Here is a 20,476-nt window from a genome sequence, read left to right as displayed (position 1 = left end):
TCTGCTCAGCTGTTGTCGTGGCCCGCCATGATCAGCCTTGCGGTGATCTCGAGGCGATCCGCGATCTGCGAGTAGGACTCGTATCCCATTCCAGCTCGCACCAATGCGCCTGACCAGGCGATTTCAAGGGCTTCGAGGACGTCGGCGTCGTGTTCCGGTCCCAATGCCTCGACCAGGCGTTCGCGAATGTTCTTCCCGATCCGGGCGCGGAGATGTTCGACGTCCGGGTCGTCGGCCATCATCGCGGTGGTGACTGCGGCGGCGAGTTCCGGTTCATCGGACACCAGGAGTGCGACACTGCGCAGGACCGAACAGACCTGACTCTCGCGGTCCTGCTCTGCGTCGGCCTCGTGAGGGAGCGCGTCGAGGCGTCGCCAGAACAGTTCTGCGACAAGGTGGCTCTTGGACGAGAAGTAGGTGTACGCGGTTGCCGGCGCGACCCCAGCTTCGCCCGCGACCATGCGAATGGTCAGGGCGGAAAACCCATGCGTACGCAGGATGGCAACAGCTGCCTTGGTCAAACGATCGACAGTTTCGGCCTGTTGTCCCGACAGGCGCCGGCGGGTGGACTCGAAGTTGGCCTTACCAGACATGTGTCCAGACACTACGGGAGCCGGGGAAGTTGTGCGCGGTGTGGGTGGTCCCGTCAGGCTTTCCCGAGTCCGCCGGCAATTCCTCTGTCGAGTTGGTCGACCATGGCGGTGCTCAGGGCGGAGAGTTGTGCGACCTGGCTGTCGTCGAGGCCTTCGAACACCAAGGCTTGGACCAACCGAACGTGACCGGGCGATGCCTCGATGACCTTGGCCATTCCGGCATCGGTGAGTACCGCGTTGGAGCCTCGGCTACCGCGGATCACTTCACGCTTGACCAAGCCGGCCTTCTCCATCTTCGTGACGACGTGGGAGAGGCGCGACAGCGACGCATTGGCTTGCTGTGCCAGTAGTGAGAGTTGCAGCTTGTGGTCGGGTACTTCTGACAGTGCCGACAGCACGAAGTACTCGAAATGGGTTAGTGCGCAGTCGCGTTGGAGCTGGGTGTCGAGAGCCGCTGGTAGGCGGGTTACCAAGGAGATGAGGGTGCGCCAGGCCTGCTGTTGCTCGGTGGTGAGCCACTTGGTCTGAACCGGCGACTCGGCCTGGCCGTTCGATCCACTCATCGGTCTGTACCCCTTCGAAGCGCTGTGTTCTACCACTACAGGGTTGCAGACGAGTGTCCAGTGGGTGCAGGCAGGGAATAGTTGCGCGTTTCAAGTGTTGAGTTCTATATTAGGTTGAACCTTCAACTTAAAACTATTCGGTGAACTCATGAGGAGCCGCTATGTCCGCCGCCACAATGCCCGCGCTGTATCTCAGCCACGGTGCCCCGCCGTTGGTGGACAGCGCTCTCTGGGTGAAGCAACTAGGCGCGTGGGCCGGTGACCTGCCACGGCCGACGGCAATCTTGATCGTGTCGGCACATTGGGAATCCGCGCCGCTGACCATCGGATCGACCACAACGGGAACCCCGCTGATCTACGACTTCGGTGGATTCCCCGAGCGGTTTTACCGGGCTCGGTACAACTCGCCGGGGGCGCCGGACCTGGCCACGCAGGTGGCAGCGTTGATGCCAGATAACGAGCAGGTCGTCCAGCAACCCAATCGTGGCCTCGATCACGGCGCCTATGTTCCGTTGACGGTGATGTACCCGGATGCGGACATCCCCGTGCTGCAGATCTCCCTGCCGACTTTGGACCCCGAACGTCTGCTAGACCTCGGCCAACGGTTGCGTCCACTGCGCGAGCAGGGCGTGTTGATCGTGGGATCCGGATTTACAACCCATGGCCTGCCATTTCTGCGTGACCCGTCGCCGGAGGCAAAGGCTCCAGGTTGGTCTGCCGAATTCGACGCGTGGGCCGGGGAGCGGTTCGCAGCCGGCGACGTCGATTCGCTCATCGATTTCCGTGCACAGGCTCCCGGTATGCCGTACGCACACCCGACCATCGAGCACTTCGCGCCGCTGTTCGTGACTCTCGGTGCGTCGTCCGATCCTGAGCAGGTGCCCACCCAGGTCATCGACGGTTTCTGGATGGGACTCGCAAAGCGCTCGATTCAGGTCGCGTAGCGGGTCAGGTGCGACTCCGGAGAAACTCGAGTGCCTGATCGCCATGTGTGCTCGCGCGGAATTCGCTCGAGATGACCTTCAATACGGTTCGATCCGTGTCGATCACGAACGTTGAACGTTTGACCGGCATCAACTTGCCGAGCAGTCCGCGTTTGACGCCGAACTGCTCGGCAACGGTGCCGTCGGTGTCGGCGAGCAGGGGATAGTCGAAGGACTGGGTAGTGGCAAACGTCGACTGCGCTTCGACGGTGTCGGTGCTGATGCCCGCGCGAGCGGCGCCTACCGCTGCAAAATCCTTGCCGAGGTCGCGGAAGTGGCACGCTTCCGCGGTGCACACCGGCGTTGAGGCTGCCGGATAGAAGAACAGCACCAGTGGCCCCTTCTCCAGCAGGCTGGTCAGCGAACGGGGCGTTCCGTCCTGATCGGGCAGGGTGAAATCGGGAGCAAGCTGACCTGGTTTCATTCGGCTGAGGTTACCCGCGAACGAGGCCCGCGCAGGTGAGCCTGGGATGATGGAGTCATGCACGGCGAGCCCACCTCCAAGTCCGCACCCTCGTCCGACACCGCGATCGTCGATGCGGCGTCCGATTCCACCACCACGCGAGAGCAGTTCCGTGCCCTCGCCGCCGAGCATCGGGTAGTTCCGGTGACACGAAAAGTGCTGGCGGACTCCGAAACTCCGCTCTCGGCTTATGAGAAGTTGGCCGGGAACCGTCCGGGAACCTTCCTTCTCGAGTCTGCGGAGAACGGCCGGTCGTGGTCACGATGGTCCTTCATCGGCGTCGGCAGTCCTGCCGCTCTGACAGTCATCGACGGTGAAGCCGCCTGGTACGGCAACGTCCCCGCCGGCGCACCGTCCGGTGGCAACCCTGTCGACGCACTCGGTGCCACTCTCGAACTTTTGCGCTCGGAACGTCTGCCCGACCTGCCGCCTCTTACCGGCGGGATGGTCGGATTCCTCGGATACGACGCCGTCCGTCGGCTCGAAAACGTGGGCAACTCGGCCGTCGACGACCTGCAGATCCCCGAGATGGTCATGTTGCTGGCCGCAGACATTGCCGCCGTCGACCATCACGAGGGTGCGATCACGTTGATCGCCAACGCAGTCAACTGGGACGGCACCGACGCACGGGTCGAGGAGGCGTACGACGACGCCGTCGCGCGTCTCGACGCGATGACGCGGGCACTTGCGGCACCAGCCAAGTCGACGGTCTCCACGTTTGCCAAGGTCACCCCGAGTTACCGCCGTCAGCGCACGACGGAGAGTTTCGGCGTCGACGTGAAGAAGCTGATCGGCGATATCGAAGCGGGCGAGGCATTCCAGGTCGTGCTCTCCCAACGATTCGAGATCGACTGCACCGCAGCACCTATTGACGTGTACCGAATGTTGCGGGCCTCGAACCCCAGTCCGTACATGTACCTGCTCAACGTCCCGAACGGTGACGGTGAGACCGCATTCTCCATTGTCGGCTCCAGCCCAGAAGCGCTGGTTACCGTCTCGGAAGGTGTCGCAACCACTCACCCGATCGCCGGAACCCGGTGGCGCGGTGCAACCGAGGAAGACGACATCCTCCTCGAGAAGGACCTCCTCGCTGACGAGAAGGAAAACTCCGAGCACCTGATGCTGGTCGACCTCGGACGCAACGACCTCGGTCGTGTCTGCCGACCCGGCACGGTCAAGGTGCACGATTACCGCCACATCGAGCGATACAGCCACGTGATGCACCTGGTCTCCACCGTGACCGGGCACCTCGCGGAGGGCAAGCAGGCGCTCGACGCTGTCACGGCGTGCTTCCCGGCCGGAACGCTCTCGGGCGCTCCCAAGGTCCGGGCGATGCAGTTGATCGAAGAACTCGAACCCACCCGCCGCGGGGTCTACGGCGGCATTGTCGGGTACCTCGACTTCGCCGGTGATGCCGACACCGCGATCGCGATTCGCACCGCACTCATCAAGGACGGCATCGGATACGTCCAAGCCGGTGCAGGTGTGGTCGCCGACTCCGATCCGGTCTACGAGGACACCGAGGCGCGGAACAAGGCGATGGCCGTGCTCAGCGCGATCGCATCGGCACACACGTTGCGCACCATCGGAGGTGAAGGGTAAGTGAGCGAACAAGCTTCGAGCACCGGCGCGGACTCGCCGACACCACGTTCGGGCCGCAGCACCACGATGCTGACCACGCTCCTGCTGGGGATCGCGGCCATTGCGCTGTGGGGAAGCTCGCGGATGACGTGGGTACAAGTAACCTCCAGTGACGGTAAGACTTTGGCGCGCACCACGGATCTCGACGGTGGCACGTGGGCTGCGGCGATGACGCCGCTCGCTCTCACGCTTCTTGCTGCTGTTGCGGCATCGTTTGCGGTCCGTGGGTGGGCGCTCCGAGTTGTCGGCCTGTTGGTGGGATTGGTCGGCATCGGAGTCGCAGTTCCAGCTGTCCAACTGTTGGTTTCGGGAGCAGATGACGACCGCGCCGCAGATCTTGCCGAACTGTCCTCGCACCTCGAAGAAGTGTCCGCCGAAGCATCGGTGTTGCCTGCGCTGCTCGCGCTCGCCGGGGCCCTTGCGGCTCTCGCTGCCGGTGTTCTGCTCATGCGAAAGCCCAAGGCGCGCGCCGGTCTCTCGTCGAAGTACGACAACCCTGCAGCTCGCCGGGAGGCAGCGGCCAAGCTCGGACAGGGAAGCAAAGATGCGCCCGACGAGCCTGTGACACAACGGATGCTGTGGGACGCGCTCGACGCCGGGGAAGATCCGACGCTCGATACGGAAGGCGAGAAACCTGACGCGGACGGCAATGAGCCGGGCAAGGATTCACGATCGTGACCTCGATTACGTCCGAACTCCCACGCGCGTGGGTACCCGGGCGGAGTAGCAAAAAATCGCCCAACTAGGCTGACACCACCCCGATGACGTATCTCACATCGGGCACTTGCCCAGAAAGGATTCGGGCCACGATGACCGTACTCGACTCGATTCTCGACGGGGTGCGCGCTGATGTCGCCGCCCGCGAAGCCGTACTCGACTTCGCTGCAGTCAAGGCTGCCGCGGCCACTGCACCGCCCGCCCTCGATGCTGTAGCGGCACTTCTGGAACCGAGCATCGGCGTCATCGCCGAGGTGAAGCGCGCAAGCCCGTCCAAGGGTGCGCTCGCAGACATCGCCGACCCCGCAGAATTGGCAGCCGCCTACCAAGCGGGCGGTGCTCGAATCATCAGCGTTCTCACCGAAGAACGTCGTTTCCACGGATCGCTCGCCGACCTGGATGCCGTCCGCAAGGCCGTCACTATTCCGGTGTTGCGCAAGGACTTCATCGTGGGTCCGTACCAGATTCACGAGGCACGCGCCCATGGCGCCGATGTCATTCTGCTGATCGTCGCGGCACTCGAGCAGCAGGCGCTTGCCTCGTTGATCGATCGGACCGAATCGTTGGGGATGACTGCGCTGGTCGAGGTTCACACCGAGGAAGAGGCCAACCGCGCGCTCGAAGCCGGCGCCAAGGTTATCGGTGTCAACGCCCGCAACCTCAAGACCCTCGAGGTCGACAAGAACACCTTCGGTCAGATCGCCCCTGGCCTTCCGACCGAAACCATCAAGATCGCCGAGTCGGGCGTTCGTGGCACTGCTGATCTGCTCGCGTACGCAGGCGCAGGCGCAGACGCAGTCCTGGTGGGCGAAGGCCTCGTGACCAGTGGTGATCCGCGTAAAGCGGTTGCCGATCTGGTCAACGCCGGAGCGCATCCGTCCTGCCCTAAACCGTCACGCTGAATCGCATCACCGCTCGGGAGGGGTTTGCCCGCACCCGAGCGGTGGCAACTGCCCGTACCCGGGCGGTGACAGGCGACACGCTTGGGGCAGACTGGGGGAGTGACTTCACGTACTCAGGGACCAGTCTTCAAGGGCGGCAATCTGCCGCCGGCCAGTGCCGGACTTGCCGAGCGCACCACTCATGATCCGGATGCCGGAGGGCACTTCGGTGTCTACGGCGGACGTCATGTGCCCGAGGCGCTCATGGCGGTTATCGAGGAAGTTACCGCCGAATACGAGAAGGCCCGCAGCGACGACGCTTTCCTGAACGAACTCGACCGACTGCAGCGCGATTACACCGGACGCCCGTCGCCGATTTTCGAAGCAACGCGTATGAGCGAATACGCGGGCGGCGCTCGCATCATCCTCAAGCGTGAAGATCTGAACCACACCGGTTCTCACAAGATCAACAACGTCCTCGGTCAGGTACTTCTGGCCAAGCGAATGGGCAAGACTCGTATCATCGCCGAGACCGGAGCGGGACAGCACGGCGTCGCCTCGGCCACCGCCTGCGCGTTGCTCGGCCTCGAGTGTGTCATCTACATGGGTGCGGTCGACACCGAGCGTCAGGCGTTGAACGTCGCCCGGATGCGCCTGCTGGGCGCCGAGGTCGTCTCGGTCGAAACCGGTTCGCGCACACTCAAGGATGCGATCAACGAAGCTCTCCGCGATTGGGTTTCCCACGCCGACGACACTTACTACTGCTTCGGTACCGCTGCCGGTCCGCATCCGTTCCCGACCCTCGTGCGTGATTTCCAGCGGGTCATCGGTCTCGAGGCCCGCGCTCAGGTTCAGGCCTTGACCGGTCGGCTTCCCGACGCCGTCACGGCTTGCGTCGGTGGCGGTTCCAACGCCATCGGTATTTTCCACCCGTTCATCGACGATCTGTCGGTGCGACTGGTCGGTTACGAGGCAGCGGGCGACGGCGTTGAAACCGGTAGGCATGCAGCAACATTCGCAGGCGGAACGCCTGGCGCATTCCAGGGTGCGTACTCGTACCTGCTGCAGGACGAAGACGGTCAGACCATCGAATCACATTCCATCTCCGCAGGTTTGGACTATCCGGGTGTCGGTCCGGAACATGCGTATCTCAACGACATCGGTCGGGCTACCTACGAGCCCGTCACCGACTCCGAGGCAATGGATGCGCTCCTTCTGCTCTCGCGGCGCGAAGGAATCATCCCGGCCATCGAATCCGCGCACGCGGTTGCCGGAGCGCTGCGCCTGGGCAAGGAGCTCGGCGAAGGCGCCATCATCGTCGTCAACCTGTCCGGTCGTGGCGACAAGGACATGGATACTGCCGCGAGCTGGTTCGGTCTGTTCGACAACGCAGACCAGCCCGCAGACCAGAACAACACGGAAGGCTCGGACAAGTGAGCGAACGACCATCACGCCTCGCATCCACGTTTGCGGCATGCAAGGCGGAAAACCGAGCTGCGCTCGTCGGATACCTGCCAGCAGGCTACCCAACGGTGTCCGAATCCATCGACGTCTTCAAGACGATGGTCGACGGTGGCTGCGACATCATCGAGGTCGGGGTCGCGTACTCCGACCCTGTGATGGACGGACCGACCATTCAGCGTGCCGCTGAAACTGCCCTCAGCAACGGCGTCCGCTTGCGCGACATCTTCACCGTCGTCGAGCAGATCAGCTCGGTCGGCGGCAAGGCCGTAGTCATGACGTACTGGAACCCGGTCATGCAGTACGGGATCGACAAGTTCTCCCGCGACCTCGCTGCCGCAGGCGGACTCGGACTGATTACCCCCAACCTCATTCCCGACGAGGCCGCCGACTGGATGGAAGCGTCCGAGAAGCACCACCTCGATCGGATCTTCCTCGTGGCACCCTCGTCCACCGAAGAGCGACTGGCTATGACGCTCGAGGCAAGTAGCGGGTTCGTATACGCGGCCTCCACGATGGGTGTCACCGGAGCGCGTGACGCAGTGTCGTCGATGGCACCTGAACTCACCGCACGGATCCGCGCGCATTCCGATATCCCGGTCGGTGTCGGGCTTGGCGTTCGCTCTGGCGCCCAGGCCGCAGAAATTGCCGGCTATGCCGACGCAGTGATCGTCGGGTCTGCGCTGGTCTCGGCTGTGGAAAACGGACTCGGAGCTGTCCGTGCCCTCACCGAAGAACTCGCCGACGGTGTCCGCTCGGCTAACGTGGCGTCGTGACGTCAACTGTTGAACTACTGGCCTACATTCCCAGTCCTCCACAAGGTGTCTGGTACATCGGGCCCGTAGCACTGCGCGCCTACGCGCTCTGCATCATCGCCGGAATCATCGTCGCCATCGTCTGGGGCGACCGGCGGTGGGTCGCGCGAGGCGGCGAGAAGGGCACCGTTCTCGATATCGCAGTCTGGGCCGTGCCGTTCGGATTGATCGGTGGCCGGCTGTACCACGTGCTCACCGACTGGCCGCAGTATTTCGGTGAAGGCGGCACACCGATCGACGCACTCAAAGTGTGGAACGGTGGCCTCGGAATCTGGGGCGCAGTCTTCCTCGGCGGTGTCGGCGCGTGGATCGGGTGCCGCAGGCGTGGGATCCCCGTCGCGGCGCTGGGCGACGCCATCGCGCCTGGTGTGCTGCTTGCGCAGGCGATAGGTCGGTTCGGCAACTACTTCAACCAGGAGTTGTACGGGCGCGAAACGACAGTGCCATGGGGCTTGGAAATCTTCCAGCGTGTGAACTCGTCAGGTCAGACCGATGCGTTGTCCGGTGTATCGACCGGCGTCGTAGAGAAGGTCGTGCACCCCACCTTCCTGTACGAGGCCGTGTGGAACGTCCTCATCGTCGTCCTGCTTGTTGTGGTCGATCGCCGATTCAAGATCGGCCATGGACGACTGTTCGCCCTCTACGTGGCGGGTTACTGCGCCGGTCGGTTCTTCGTCGAACTCATGCGCGACGATCCGGCATACGAACTTGCAGGCATTCGCGTCAACTCCTTCACCTCGGTGATCGTGTTCGTGGCGGCAGTTGCGTACTTCCTGCTGGCCAAGAAGGGTCGCGAAGATCCTTCCGAACTGAAGTCGAAGGACTACGTCGAGAACACGCCTGTCGAGAACACGCCTGTCGAGAACACAGCTTCGGAGGCCACCGACAGTGATACCGACTCGGATGACGGTATCGCGACGGCAAAGGTTGCCGATTCAACCAGCGTGGACGCAAAGCAGGATGTTGATCTGAAGAAGCCGGACAAGCCATGACTGGTCCGCATCGCACCCAGTTCGAGGTATAAAGATCACTTGCCTCAACGATTTGCCGGACCGTCGTCGACCCGAAGGAATACACGTTGCCTGACTTGAACAAGTATCCGGATCCCGCAGAGTCCGGGGACGCTTCGAGCTCTCAATCCGCGGTTCCCCCGCAGTTCGGTTCGCCCTTCGATTACGAGGCGACCGCTGATGCTTCCTTGAGCGAAACCTCGGCGCCCACGGAGAAGACTCCGTCAACCGAAACGACGGGCACCGGCCCCGGCTGGGACACATATGCGGGAATGGGCAACGGCCCAGGGTGGGGGAGCCATCCGATTTACCCGCCGCCGGCGGGGTCGGAGCCCACTACAGCTTTCTCGGCTGGTTCGGATCCCACGGCTGCGTATCCGATTTCGGAGCCCGCGCCGCCGAACTACACGCCGCCGAGCTACGAGCAGCAGCCTTATCAGCAACAGAGCTATCCGCCTCCGGCGGACGGTCCGGTGTACGGCGTCCCAGCGGACCAGAGCGCAAATCCGTATGCAGCGCCACCGGTTCAGGGTTACACCGCTCCGCCGCAGAACCCCGGTTACGGGCAGCAGCAGCCTTATGCGCAGCCCTATGGTTTTGTCGATCCGTCGGCGCCGTTCGGTCGTGATCCGATCACCGGGCAGCCGTTCTCCGACAAGTCGAAGGTGACCGCCGGCCTGCTCGGCATTCTGCTCGGCGGATTCGGCGCAGGCCGGTTCTATCTCAATCAGCCCGGTACTGCGATCGCACAGATTGCGGTGACATGGTTGACGTGTGGAATCGGTGGTATCTGGCCGTTGATCGACGGCATCATGATGCTGACCGGCAGTGTGAAGGACAAGTACGGGCGACCACTCCGCAGTTGATCCCCTCGCTCGTTTCACCGTGGCACCTCGATACAGGGGTGCCACGGTTTTTTCTATCGCAACCTGCACATACCGGTTGTAAACTGACCCTTGCCGGTTGCGGGTTCGTGTGGCGGCCCCGCATGGTGGAGGGCACGCATGCTGTTTTCTCAGATGCCTGGTCCACAGGGGCTGTACAACCCCGATCAGGAAGCAGATTCGTGTGGTGTCGCCGTTGTCGCTGACATCTACGGCAGACGCTCTCATTCGATCGTGCAAGACGGCTTGTCCGCACTGCGCAAGCTGTCCCATCGCGGTGCCATCGGAGCTGATTCCACCACCGGTGACGGAGCGGGAATTCTCCTTCAGCTACCCGTCGAACTTCTGAGGGCTGTCACCGACTTCGTGTTACCGGATGTAAACGAGCGTGGTGAGAGTAGGTTTGCGGCCGGTATCTGCTTCCTTCCCCGGGCCGCGCGGCCCCGGCGACGTGCGTTCGAGCGCATCGAGCGGTGCGCGCGTTCAGTGGGATTGTCGGTACTCGGCTGGCGAGATGTTCCCGTCGATTCGGCAGTCCTGGGTATATCGGCAACGGAATGTGCGCCGTTCATCAGTCAGTGCTTTGTCGCGGACACACGTGGGGGCTCGGCCGGTATCGCTTTGGACCGCCGTGTCCTCGAGCTGCGTAAGCAGGCCGAACGGATCACCCCACATGTTGTGGACGAGGGTTCCGGCGTCTACTTTCCATCGTTGTCCGCGCGAACGATGGTGTACAAGGCGATGGTGACGCCGTGTCAGTTGCCGCTGTTCTACCCGGACCTGCAGGACGAGCGGATGCGTAGCGCACTGGCCGTCGTGCACAGCAGGTTCTCGACCAACACCTTTCCGTCGTGGACGTTGGCGCAACCGTTCAGATTTGTTGCACACAATGGCGAGTTCAATACCATTGTCGGAAACAGAAATTGGATGCGCGCGCGCGAGCCGCAGCTTCGGAGCGAGCTCTTCGGCGGCAATCTCGACGGGCTGATGCCGATCTGCACGTCCGGGGTGTCGGATTCTGCGTCGTTCGACGAGGTGCTCGAGCTGTTGTCCCTCGGCGGGCGCAGTGTGCCCCACGTTGTGGCGATGATGATTCCCGCTGCCTGGGAACAGGATTCGGCCATGTCGGCCGAGCTACGTGCGTTCTATCAATTTCATGCGTGCCTGATGGAGGCATGGGACGGACCTGCCTCGGTTACGTTCAGTGACGGAACCGTGGTGGGAGCCGTCCTCGACCGCAACGGGCTTCGGCCCGGGCGCTGGTGGCGCACCCGGGCGGGTCGAGTCGTATTGTCCAGCGAGAGTGGTGTGTTCGATGTGCCGTCGGCCGACGTGATAGCAAAGGGTCGACTCGAACCCGGTCGAATGTTCCTGTTGGACACGTCGCAACAGCGTATTGTTCCGGACGACGAGGTCAAGGCCGAGTTGGCAGGTGCTGCGCCCTATCGGCGTTGGCTCGACGCGAACCTCACTCTGGTTGGCAACACACCTGATCCGCCCAGAGCACGTGGGGACCCATCGGTGCTGATGCAGCATCAGCAGGTCTTCGGGTACACCGAGGAAGAGTTGAGTGTAGTTCTGACGCCGATGGCCGCCACCGGTCACGAGCCGGTGGGATCGATGGGAACCGATACGCCGCTGGCAGTGCTCTCCGCGCGTCCCAGGCTGCTGTACGACTACTTCGTTCAACTGTTCGCACAGGTCACCAATCCACCGTCGGATGCGATTCGAGAGGAAGTTGTCACCACGTTGTCGGTGGTTCTGGGCTCTGAACAGAATCTCCTCGACCCGAACGAATCATCGTGTAGGCGAACTCTGGTGCACAGGCCCGTGGTGTCCGGAGCGGAACTGGCGGAGATCGTCCGCATATCCGGCGCTGGTGTGACGACACTGCACGGTGTGTTCGACATTGCCGCCGGCACAGAAGGTCTGGAAGCGGCGCTCGGCGAGCTACGTGACGAAGCCAGTGCGGCAGTAGACGCCGGGCGCCACATCCTGGTCATCTCCGATCGAACGTGGGACCGTGACCACGCGCCGATTCCGTCGTTGCTCGCAGTTGGCGCAGTTCATCACCATCTCGTTCGGAAGCGTCGGCGCAGTAAGGTCTCGTTGATCGTCGAGACCGGCGACGCTCGGGAGATTCACCATTGCGCATTGCTGCTCGGATACGGCGCTGCTGCTGTCCAACCGTATCTGGCCCTCGAGTCGGTTGCGGAATGTGGCCTGGACGGGGTGGATTCAGGTACTGCGGCGACGCGCTATCTGGATGCGGCCAATCAGGGCGTGCTCAAGGTGATGTCGAAGATGGGAATCTCGACTGTCCAATCCTATACCGGTGCACAGGTATTCGAGGCCTTCGGCCTGAGTGCGCGGCTTGTCGACGAGTACTTCTGCGGCACCACGAGCAAGCTCGGCGGCATAGGTATCGCGGAGCTTGCCGAGGATGTGGTGGTGCGCCACGCGGCCGCGCATGCACATCGACGTCAGCTCGACTTCGGCGGCGAATACCATTATCGCCGAGACGGTGAAATACACGTGTTCACACCGGAATCGGTGTTCTTCCTCCAGCACGCCACACGGTCGGGCCGCGCCGACGTGTTCCGCCGGTACAGCGACGAGGTCGATCGCAGCGGCGCGCAGGGCGGAACATTGCGAGGGCTCCTTGGCTTCCGAACCGGAGATCGGCCTGCACTCAGCATCGACGACGTGGAACCTGCCGAGGCGATTCTGCGCCGATTCAACACCGGCGCCATGAGTTACGGCTCGTTGTCCGCGGAAGCCCACGAGACGATGGCGATAGCGATGAATTCGATGGGTGGACGATCCAATTCGGGGGAGGGCGGTGAGGATCCGGATCGCCTGTACGACTGTGCGCGTCGTAGCGCCGTGAAACAAGTTGCCAGCGGTAGGTTCGGCGTGACCAGCGATTATCTGGTCAGTGCAAGCGATATTCAGATCAAGATGGCGCAGGGAGCCAAGCCGGGCGAAGGTGGACAACTACCGGGCAGCAAGGTGTATCCGTGGATCGCCCGGACGCGGTATTCGACGCCGGGTGTCGGTCTCATCTCGCCGCCGCAGCATCACGACATCTACTCGATCGAGGATCTCGCACAACTGATCTACGATCTGCGCCAAGCCAACAACAAGGCCCGAATTCACGTCAAACTTGTCAGCGCTGTCGGCGTCGGAACCGTTGCAGCAGGCGTGGTCAAAGCGCATGCCGACGTGGTGCTGATCTCCGGCCACGACGGTGGTACCGGTGCGGCCGCGTTGACCTCGATCGAGCACGCCGGGACGCCGTGGGAGCTCGGGCTCGCGGAAACTCAGCAGACGTTGGTGCTCAATGGGTTACGGGAGAGAGTTGTCCTGCAATGCGACGGTGGTATGCGCACGGCCCGTGATGTTGTCGTGGCTGCGTTACTCGGCGCGCAGGAATACGGATTCTCGACAGCGCCGTTGATCGCCGCCGGTTGCGTCATGATGCGAGTGTGCCATCTCGACACCTGCCCGGTCGGGGTCGCGACGCAGAATCCGGAGCTACGGGCACGGTTCACCGGACGCCCCGAGTACGTCACAAGTTTCTTCCGGTTCATCGCCGAAGGTGTGCGGGAGATTTTGGCCGACATCGGTTTTCGCAGCCTCGACGAGGCAGTGGGGCGTGCTGACATGTTGGTGTCCTGCACCGAAAGTGGTAATCGGAAGAGTCGCCGCCTGGACTTGGCGCCGCTCCTGTCGGTTCCGGTCGTGACACGGCGCGGCGTCGCAGCTGCGACGCGGCCCGGCGTCGGTGATCTCAACAGGATGCTTGTCGAGCGCGCTGCCGACACACTCCACCATGCGACACTCGTTCGGATCGACTGCCACGTCCACACCGGGGACAGGGCAGTGGGTACAGCCCTCGGCGCCGAGGTGACCCGGAGATACGGGGCACCAGGGTTGCCGGACAACACCATTGTCGTGCGGCTGCACGGAACGGCCGGTCAGTCACTCGGTGCGTTCCTACCGAGGGGGATCACTCTCGACTTGACCGGCGACGCCAATGATTATGTGGGTAAGGGGCTTTCGGGAGGGCGGATAGCTCTCCGTCCCGACGCTGATGTCGGCTTTCGCCCCGAAGAGCAGGTGATTGCCGGCAACACGCTCCTGTACGGGGCCACTGCAGGGGAACTGTTTGCGCGCGGCCGGGTGGGGGAGCGCTGTGCTGTGCGTAATTCCGGCGCCGACGCAATTGTCGAAGGGGCCGGTGATCACGCGTGTGAGTACATGACCGGCGGACGGGTCGTGATCCTCGGTGCAACGGGTCGAAATCTCGCAGCGGGGATGTCCGGCGGTATCGCATTTGTTCTCGACGTGGATCCGAACAACGTGAACCTGACGTCGGTGACGTTGCAGGAGCCGACGCCCGATGATCTCCTGTGGTTGAAGATGATGATTGCCGCCCATGTCGAATGGACGCGGTCCTGCGTCGGGGCGCGTCTGCTTGCACACTGGTCGTGCGAGTCTGGGCGATTCACCAAGGTGATGCCGGTGGATTACGAGCGAGTAATCGAGGAACAAAAACTGGCAGGTGCAGCGGAGGCCGGCGACATTCTGACGGAGACGGCCAGTGCCTGATCCGCGAGGTTTTCTCGGCATCGCGCGCGCTTCGACGCCGATGCGCCCGGTGCCGGAGCGAACAGCTGACTGGAGTGAGGTCTATGCCGAGCTTCCCACCGATCAGCGCAAGCACGAGGTGTCCGAGCAAGCATCGCGCTGCATGGATTGCGGAATCCCGTACTGCCATTCGGGTCTGTCGGGGTGCCCACTGGGGAATCTGATCCCGGACTGGAACGACCTCGTGCGGCGCGACGACTGGTCCCTTGCTGCGGACCGATTGCACGAGACCAACAACTTTCCGGAGTTCACCGGACGGCTGTGTCCGGCGCCGTGTGAAACTGCCTGCGTACTTGCTCTTTCCAGTCACTTGACCAGCGGAAGCGTGGCAATCAAACGCATCGAGGCGGCGATTGCCGACACCGCGTGGGAGGAGGGTTTGGTGCAACCGCAGATCCCGTCCGTACGTTCCGATGCCCGGGTGGCGATCGTCGGATCAGGGCCCGCGGGTCTCGCTGCAGCGCAACAACTGACGCGTGTAGGTCACCGAGTCACGGTGTTCGAGCGGCATGACCGCGTCGGCGGGCTGCTGCGTTACGGCATCCCTGATTTCAAGATCTCGAAGCATCACATCGACCGCAGGCTTGAACAGATGCGCGCCGAGGGGACCGAGTTCGTGACGGATTGTGATGTGGGGACCGACCTCGCGGCGGGCGAGCTCCTCTCCAACTACGACGCCGTTGTTCTGGCAATCGGGGCCGGGAGAGCGCGCGACGTCGACGTTCCCGGTCGTGATCTGACAGGAATACATCCGGCAATGGAGTACCTCGTGCCGGCCAACCGTGAATGTGCTGGTGACGGGCCGAGCAGGATCAGTGCAGCGGGCAAGAATGTCGTCATCATCGGCGGCGGTGATACCGGTGCCGACTGCCTCGGAACCGTTCACCGTCAGGGAGCCGCGTCGATTGTCGAATTGGATTACCACGAGCAGCCCCCACTCGAACGCGACGACGGCGCAGACCCGTGGCCACTCTGGCCGTTGTTACTGCGGAGCGCTCCCGCTGACGCCGAGGGGGGAGTGCGTGAGTTCGAGGTAGCCGCTCAGGAATTCACCGGTGAAAGTCACGTCCGGGCAGTGCGCGTCGCGCCCGTTCGTGTGTCTCGGGACGAGAGTGGCCGACGGATTGCCGAACCGGTGGGGGCTGTATTCGACGTGCCGTGTGACCTTGTGTTCTTGGCCGTCGGGTTTGCAGGCGTCGAGCGCACCGGCTTGCTGTGCGGCTTCGGCCTCGAGCCGAATTCACGAGGGGTGATCGCCTGCGGGCGCGACTGGCAGACTTCGTGCCCCGGCGTCTTCGTGTGCGGTGACGCACACCGGGGTGCGTCGTTGGTGGTGTGGGCCATTGCTGAAGGACGCTCGGTTGCGCGGGCGGTCGATCGGTATCTGACTGGGGCATCGCAGCTTCCGGCTCCCGTACATCCCGGTGCGTTGCCACTCGTTATTAGGAATCGAAACTGAATCGAGTAAGAACAAAAGATGCACGTCGGACGCGCCGGATAGAAGTGCGCACTGCGAGCGACTAGGCTCGAGCCGTGAACCGACGGACAAAAATTGTATGCACCCTGGGACCGGCAACAGCTACCGGTGACCGAATCCGTGAGCTCGTGGAGAGCGGCATGGACGTGGCCCGGCTCAACTTCAGCCATGGCGACCACGCCGATCACGAAGAGAACTACATCCGCGTCCGCGCAGCGTCAGACGCGACAGGCAAGGCCGTCGGCGTCCTCGCCGACCTGCAAGGCCCAAAAATCCGGCTCGGTCGATTCAAGGACGAGCGGACCGTCTGGGAAAGCGGTGAAGAGGTTCGAATCACCGTCGACGACGTCGAGGGCACTCACGACCGCGTCGGAACCACGTACAAGGAACTCGCACGCGACGCCAAGCCGGGCGATCGCCTGCTCGTCGACGATGGCAAGGTCGGTCTTGTCGTCACGGCGGTCGAAGGCAACGACGTCGTCTGCACGGTCACCGAGGGTGGACCGGTCAGCAACAACAAGGGCCTTTCGCTTCCCGGTATGAATGTCTCCGTTCCGGCACTGTCGGGCAAAGATATTGCCGATCTGGAATTTGCCCTGAAGCTGGGTGTCGACTTCATCGCTCTGTCGTTCGTTCGTTCGCCTGCGGACGTCGAACTGGTTCACGCCATCATGGACCGAGTCGGTCGCCGCGTTCCCGTTATCGCGAAGCTCGAAAAGCCGGAAGCTATCGACAATCTCGAAGCCATCGTGTTGGCCTTCGACGCCGTCATGGTTGCCCGTGGCGACCTCGGCGTGGAGTTGCCTCTCGAGCAGGTTCCGCTCGTGCAGAAGCGTGCCATCCAGATCGCCCGCGAAAACGCCAAGCCCGTCATCGTGGCAACGCAGATGCTCGAGTCGATGATCGAGAACTCGCGCCCCACCCGCGCTGAGGCTTCCGACGTTGCCAACGCTGTCCTCGACGGCGCGGACGCGGTCATGCTTTCCGGCGAGACATCGGTTGGCAAGTACGTCATGGAGACCGTCCGCACGATGGCACGCATCGTCGAGGCTGTCGAAACCGAATCGACACGCGTTCCTCCGCTGACTCACGTGCCGCGCACCAAGCGAGGCGTGATCTCCTACGCTGCGCGCGATATCGGAGAGCGCCTCGACGCCAAGGCCCTGGTTGCCTTCACCCAGTCCGGCGACACCGTGCGTAGGTTGGCGCGTCTGCACACGCCGTTGCCGCTTCTGGCCTTCACCCCGTTGCCTGAGGTGCGGAGTCAGCTGTCACTCACCTGGGGAACCGAAACGTTCCTCGTCGACTCGGTGTCCACCACTGACGAAATGGTGCGTCAGGTGGACAGTGCACTGCTGTCGCTCGGGCGCTACGCGAAGGGCGATCTTGTTGTCATCGTCGCCGGTTCACCTCCGGGAACAGTGGGCTCCACCAACCTGATTCACGTTCACCGCATCGGCGAAGAACTCCACTAGCGTGAGCGACGCGGACGCGTCGACAGACCTCGGCACACTTCTCGGTCTGCTCGATCTCGAAACCATCGGAGACGACGCGTTCCGCGGGCATCACCCGGCGCAGGTAAGTTCGCGGACGTTCGGCGGTCAATTGGTGTCTCAGGCGCTGATGGCCGCCGGCCGTACCGTCGACGGTGATCGACCGATCCACGCGATCAACGGCCACTTCATTCGCGGCGGAGATGTCAAGGCGCCCATCGAATATCGCGTCGAGCGGCATCGCGACGGGCGCGCGTTCGCAAACCGTCAGGTCACCGCGTATCAAGGCGACAACGAGCTGTTCGTGATGCTGGCAGCGTTCCAGGATTCCGGCACAGGGCTAGAGCATGCCGTCGAAATCCCGGACGTTCCGCTACCGGAGTCTTTGCCGCCCTTGGGTGATCGACTGTCCGGCTACGAGGCGACGCTTCCGCATTTTGTGGGCGCACTCAAGCCGATCGACATGCGGTACGCCAACGATCCGGCGTGGATTTTGAAAGGCGCGGGGGAGAAGCTCACCCATAATCGCGTGTGGATGCGACCGGACGGCGTGCTACCGGACGACTCACTGATTCACGCCGCCGTATTGGCGTACTCGTCGGACACCACCGTGCTGGATTCCATCCTGACCACCCATGGATTGTCGTGGGGGCACGATCGGATTGTTGCAGCGACGGTAAATCATTCGATCTGGTTTCACCGGCCGTTCCGCTTCGACGACTGGGTTCTGTACGCGACGGAGTCGCCGGTTGCCGCGGGTTCACGAGGATTGGCGACCGGGCGATACTTCTCGATCGAGGGCATGCTGATGGCAACGGTGGTGCAGGAAGGCGTCATCAGGCACTTCCCGCGCAAGGGGGAATAGGACCCAGCCCCCGTAAGGGGGAACAGTCAGGCTGATTTGCGGTACTGCGATGCGAGTTCGTCGGCGCGATCCCAGGGCGACCAGTCGACTTCACGGCCGTCGAGTTGTGCCGCAACCACTTCCAGGCCGGCATGCCAGCCCGCTGCATGCGCGTACGCGGAGTCCTCGTCCTCCATCGTGTGTGTGAGGGTCAACCAGCACCCTCCGGTGCCGTCGGGGTGCAATTCCCAGTGCAATGTGTCTGCGTCCCACAGGTACTCGAAGATGTGGTGCGGATGGACGCTGATGACAGTTCCGTGTGAGCTGTGATCAGCGGGCAAGCCGTATCGCTTGACCTGTTGCGGCGTCACTTTGAACAGTAGGTCTGCGCCGGGAGTCAGTGTGAAATCGACGTCGGCGGGAAACCACGTGTCGAGAAATTCGCGTTGAGTGATGACCTTCCATACTTTGTCCGGCGATTGTGGAACGGCGAGCCGGAAGTTCAGAGACACCCGACCGTCGTACGTCAGGTTGATTGTGCCGTTGTCCATCGGTGCCTCCAACGTTGGTGCCCGTGCGGTTGCCACTATCGTGCCATTTTTGAGGCGCGGACGGAATAACTGCAGGTCAGATCGTTGTAATGTGTTCATGTCGATGTTCACGTGGCGTGCGGTTCTTCTCGGTCGGTGAGGACGCCATAGCGGTAAAGGCAATTCTTTGGTTATCGTTCATTCCTTGTTTCCGGTGGTTCGTCATGGCCCCTGTACTGGTAATTCTCTGCTTAACCGTCCGGCATCAGCCGAAAGTACCAGGCATGGTGAACACTTAGTAATGTAATGGTAAGTTCGCGTCATGGTCGTAACGAAGGTGTCCCGGGCGGAGTGTGTTGACGACGCGGATCGCGCTGGTGTCGAAACTGTGCGCTTCTACGACAACCCCGAGGCGATTCGCGGGGACTGGGAGCGTTTGGCTGCCCGTGTCGGGACTCGAATGTCGTCGCGGTTCCTGTACGCAGTCGGCGCTCACGACACCGACGGCAAAGGCTCATTCCTCCTGGTCGCGGTGTACCGGGGAGCAGAGATGGTAGCGCTGGCACCCTTTGCGGTTCGTCGGATGCTCACTGTCGAGGTGGTTCGCCTTCTCGGGCATGGGCGCGGTGTGGTCGGCGAGATCCTTGCCGCAGACGCCGATGCTGCTCGGGTCCTCTGGCGGGCGGTCGCTGCCCGGGGACTGGTGCTGCACGCCGATCTTGTTATCGGTTCGGACATCGCGGCCAGTGCACTGTTGGACGATCCACGATGGAAGTGCGCTGTGCGAGTACGGGATACCAATCTCTCTGTGGATTTACCGGAAGGTACTGTCCCCGTGGATATTCGGAGCGCGCGTTCGTTGAAGCGGCTACGTTCCTATCGGGCGGCACTCACTCGATCCGGGTCTTCACTGGAATTCGAGCAGTTGACGACTCCGGCCGATGTGGACCGGCGATGGTCCGACATGTGCACGGTGGCTGCAATCGGAACGTCAGGGCGCGACCGCGTCAACTTCCTGGCACCCCCGAACGAGGCGTTTGTATACCGATTCCTCCGGAGAGAAGCAGAACTCGGACGCCTCGTCATCGTCGGGTTGGTCATCGACGGGGTGTGGTGTGCCCACGATGTTTCCGTTCGGACCGGTAGCCGGCTCGAAGGATGGGTCACGCATTACCGACCTGAATGTGCCCGGACTCAACCCGGACATCAAATGATGGAATGGCTTGTCGCGCACAGCAACGAACTTGACGTCGACGAACTCGACATGGGAATCGGTCCCACTGACCTGAAATCGGTGTGGGCGAACAACCGCACACCGGTCGTGACCATCACCGGTGTGCGGTCGGGCAGAATCGGTTCGCGGGCAATCGTTCGCGCAATCGAGACCTGGGAATCGGGATCGTGGGTCAGCCGCTCGAGAAATCTGCGGGACAAGGCTCGGTCGGCTTGGCGCCGCGTGCGCTAATCC

The 20,476-nt window shown here is 62.7% G+C and carries 17 protein-coding genes; 13 read left to right on the top strand and 4 right to left on the bottom strand.

The features are described 5' to 3' along the window. Window positions 1-5: 5 nt before the first annotated feature. Both EEB13_RS00435 and EEB13_RS00430 read right to left on the bottom strand, forming a co-directional pair. A complete protein-coding gene (locus EEB13_RS00435; protein WP_033230861.1) occupies window positions 6-593 on the bottom strand; it encodes a TetR/AcrR family transcriptional regulator in 588 nt (195 codons plus the stop codon). A gap of 53 nt (window positions 594-646) precedes the next feature. Continuing rightward, window positions 647-1,156 carry a MarR family winged helix-turn-helix transcriptional regulator gene (locus EEB13_RS00430; protein WP_116101372.1) on the bottom strand — a complete coding sequence of 170 codons (510 nt, stop codon included), beginning with the start codon at window positions 1,154-1,156 and terminating at the stop codon, window positions 647-649. Between the two features lie 161 nt (window positions 1,157-1,317). Here EEB13_RS00430 and EEB13_RS00425 point away from each other — a divergent pair, with 161 nt between their 5' ends. Further along, the gene (locus EEB13_RS00425; protein ID WP_045070071.1) at window positions 1,318-2,100 is read left to right on the top strand and encodes a dioxygenase; all 783 of its coding nucleotides are present in this window, start codon (window positions 1,318-1,320) and stop codon (window positions 2,098-2,100) included. A 4-nt stretch (window positions 2,101-2,104) separates the two neighbouring features. On the opposite strand, the gene EEB13_RS00420 is transcribed toward EEB13_RS00425, so the two are convergent. After that, window positions 2,105-2,563 (bottom strand): peroxiredoxin, encoded by a 459-nt coding sequence (locus EEB13_RS00420; protein WP_033231404.1) that lies wholly within the window; start codon window positions 2,561-2,563, stop codon window positions 2,105-2,107. Between the two features lie 57 nt (window positions 2,564-2,620). Here EEB13_RS00420 and EEB13_RS00415 point away from each other — a divergent pair, with 57 nt between their 5' ends. The 11 genes from EEB13_RS00415 (at window position 2,621) to EEB13_RS00365 (ending at window position 18,499) form a co-directional block, all read left to right on the top strand. Next, window positions 2,621-4,204: an anthranilate synthase component I gene (locus EEB13_RS00415; RefSeq protein ID WP_033230858.1), complete on the top strand. Its 1,584-nt coding sequence runs from the start codon at window positions 2,621-2,623 to the stop codon at window positions 4,202-4,204. A gap of 66 nt (window positions 4,205-4,270) precedes the next feature. Continuing rightward, window positions 4,271-4,921: a TIGR02234 family membrane protein gene (locus EEB13_RS00410; RefSeq protein ID WP_092800321.1), complete on the top strand. Its 651-nt coding sequence runs from the start codon at window positions 4,271-4,273 to the stop codon at window positions 4,919-4,921. A 131-nt stretch (window positions 4,922-5,052) separates the two neighbouring features. Continuing rightward, a complete protein-coding gene (trpC, locus tag EEB13_RS00405; RefSeq protein ID WP_033230856.1) occupies window positions 5,053-5,862 on the top strand; it encodes an indole-3-glycerol phosphate synthase TrpC in 810 nt (269 codons plus the stop codon). Window positions 5,863-5,961: 99 nt separating this feature from the next. Next, a complete protein-coding gene (gene trpB, locus EEB13_RS00400; RefSeq protein WP_045070068.1) occupies window positions 5,962-7,278 on the top strand; it encodes a tryptophan synthase subunit beta in 1,317 nt (438 codons plus the stop codon). After that, window positions 7,275-8,078 (top strand): tryptophan synthase subunit alpha, encoded by an 804-nt coding sequence (trpA, locus tag EEB13_RS00395; protein ID WP_141484383.1) that lies wholly within the window; start codon window positions 7,275-7,277, stop codon window positions 8,076-8,078. The genes trpB and trpA overlap by 4 nt, the downstream gene beginning before the upstream one ends. Beyond that, on the top strand, window positions 8,075-9,109 hold the full coding sequence (lgt, locus tag EEB13_RS00390; protein WP_033230853.1) for a prolipoprotein diacylglyceryl transferase: 1,035 nt from the start codon (window positions 8,075-8,077) through the stop codon (window positions 9,107-9,109). Before trpA ends, lgt begins: the two co-directional genes overlap by 4 nt. 86 nt (window positions 9,110-9,195) lie before the next feature. Further along, complete coding sequence (locus EEB13_RS00385; RefSeq protein WP_372472247.1) at window positions 9,196-9,993, top strand: NINE protein; 798 nt, start codon at window positions 9,196-9,198, stop codon at window positions 9,991-9,993. 138 nt (window positions 9,994-10,131) lie between these two features. Further along, complete coding sequence (gltB, locus tag EEB13_RS00380) at window positions 10,132-14,625, top strand: glutamate synthase large subunit (RefSeq protein WP_141484382.1); 4,494 nt, start codon at window positions 10,132-10,134, stop codon at window positions 14,623-14,625. Further along, window positions 14,618-16,123 (top strand): glutamate synthase subunit beta, encoded by a 1,506-nt coding sequence (locus EEB13_RS00375; RefSeq protein ID WP_141484381.1) that lies wholly within the window; start codon window positions 14,618-14,620, stop codon window positions 16,121-16,123. Before gltB ends, EEB13_RS00375 begins: the two co-directional genes overlap by 8 nt. Window positions 16,124-16,197: 74 nt before the next feature. Next, window positions 16,198-17,616 (top strand): pyruvate kinase, encoded by a 1,419-nt coding sequence (gene pyk / locus EEB13_RS00370; protein WP_033230849.1) that lies wholly within the window; start codon window positions 16,198-16,200, stop codon window positions 17,614-17,616. A 1-nt stretch (window position 17,617) separates the two neighbouring features. Beyond that, window positions 17,618-18,499: an acyl-CoA thioesterase gene (locus tag EEB13_RS00365; protein WP_033230848.1), complete on the top strand. Its 882-nt coding sequence runs from the start codon at window positions 17,618-17,620 to the stop codon at window positions 18,497-18,499. 26 nt (window positions 18,500-18,525) lie between these two features. Here the strand turns inward: EEB13_RS00365 and EEB13_RS00360 are convergent, their stop codons facing one another. Continuing rightward, window positions 18,526-19,029, bottom strand: coding sequence for an SRPBCC domain-containing protein (locus EEB13_RS00360; protein ID WP_033231403.1), 504 nt, complete (start codon window positions 19,027-19,029; stop codon window positions 18,526-18,528). Window positions 19,030-19,330: 301 nt separating this feature from the next. On the opposite strand from EEB13_RS00360, the gene EEB13_RS00355 reads away from it, so the two are divergent. Continuing rightward, window positions 19,331-20,473 (top strand): GNAT family N-acetyltransferase, encoded by a 1,143-nt coding sequence (locus tag EEB13_RS00355; RefSeq protein ID WP_141484380.1) that lies wholly within the window; start codon window positions 19,331-19,333, stop codon window positions 20,471-20,473. Window positions 20,474-20,476: the final 3 nt, after the last annotated feature.

It is taken from the genome of Rhodococcus sp. WS3, from assembly GCF_003797085.1.
GTDB lineage: Bacteria > Actinomycetota > Actinomycetes > Mycobacteriales > Mycobacteriaceae > Rhodococcus_F > Rhodococcus_F globerula.
This window is presented reverse-complemented; position numbering and strand designations above follow the sequence as displayed.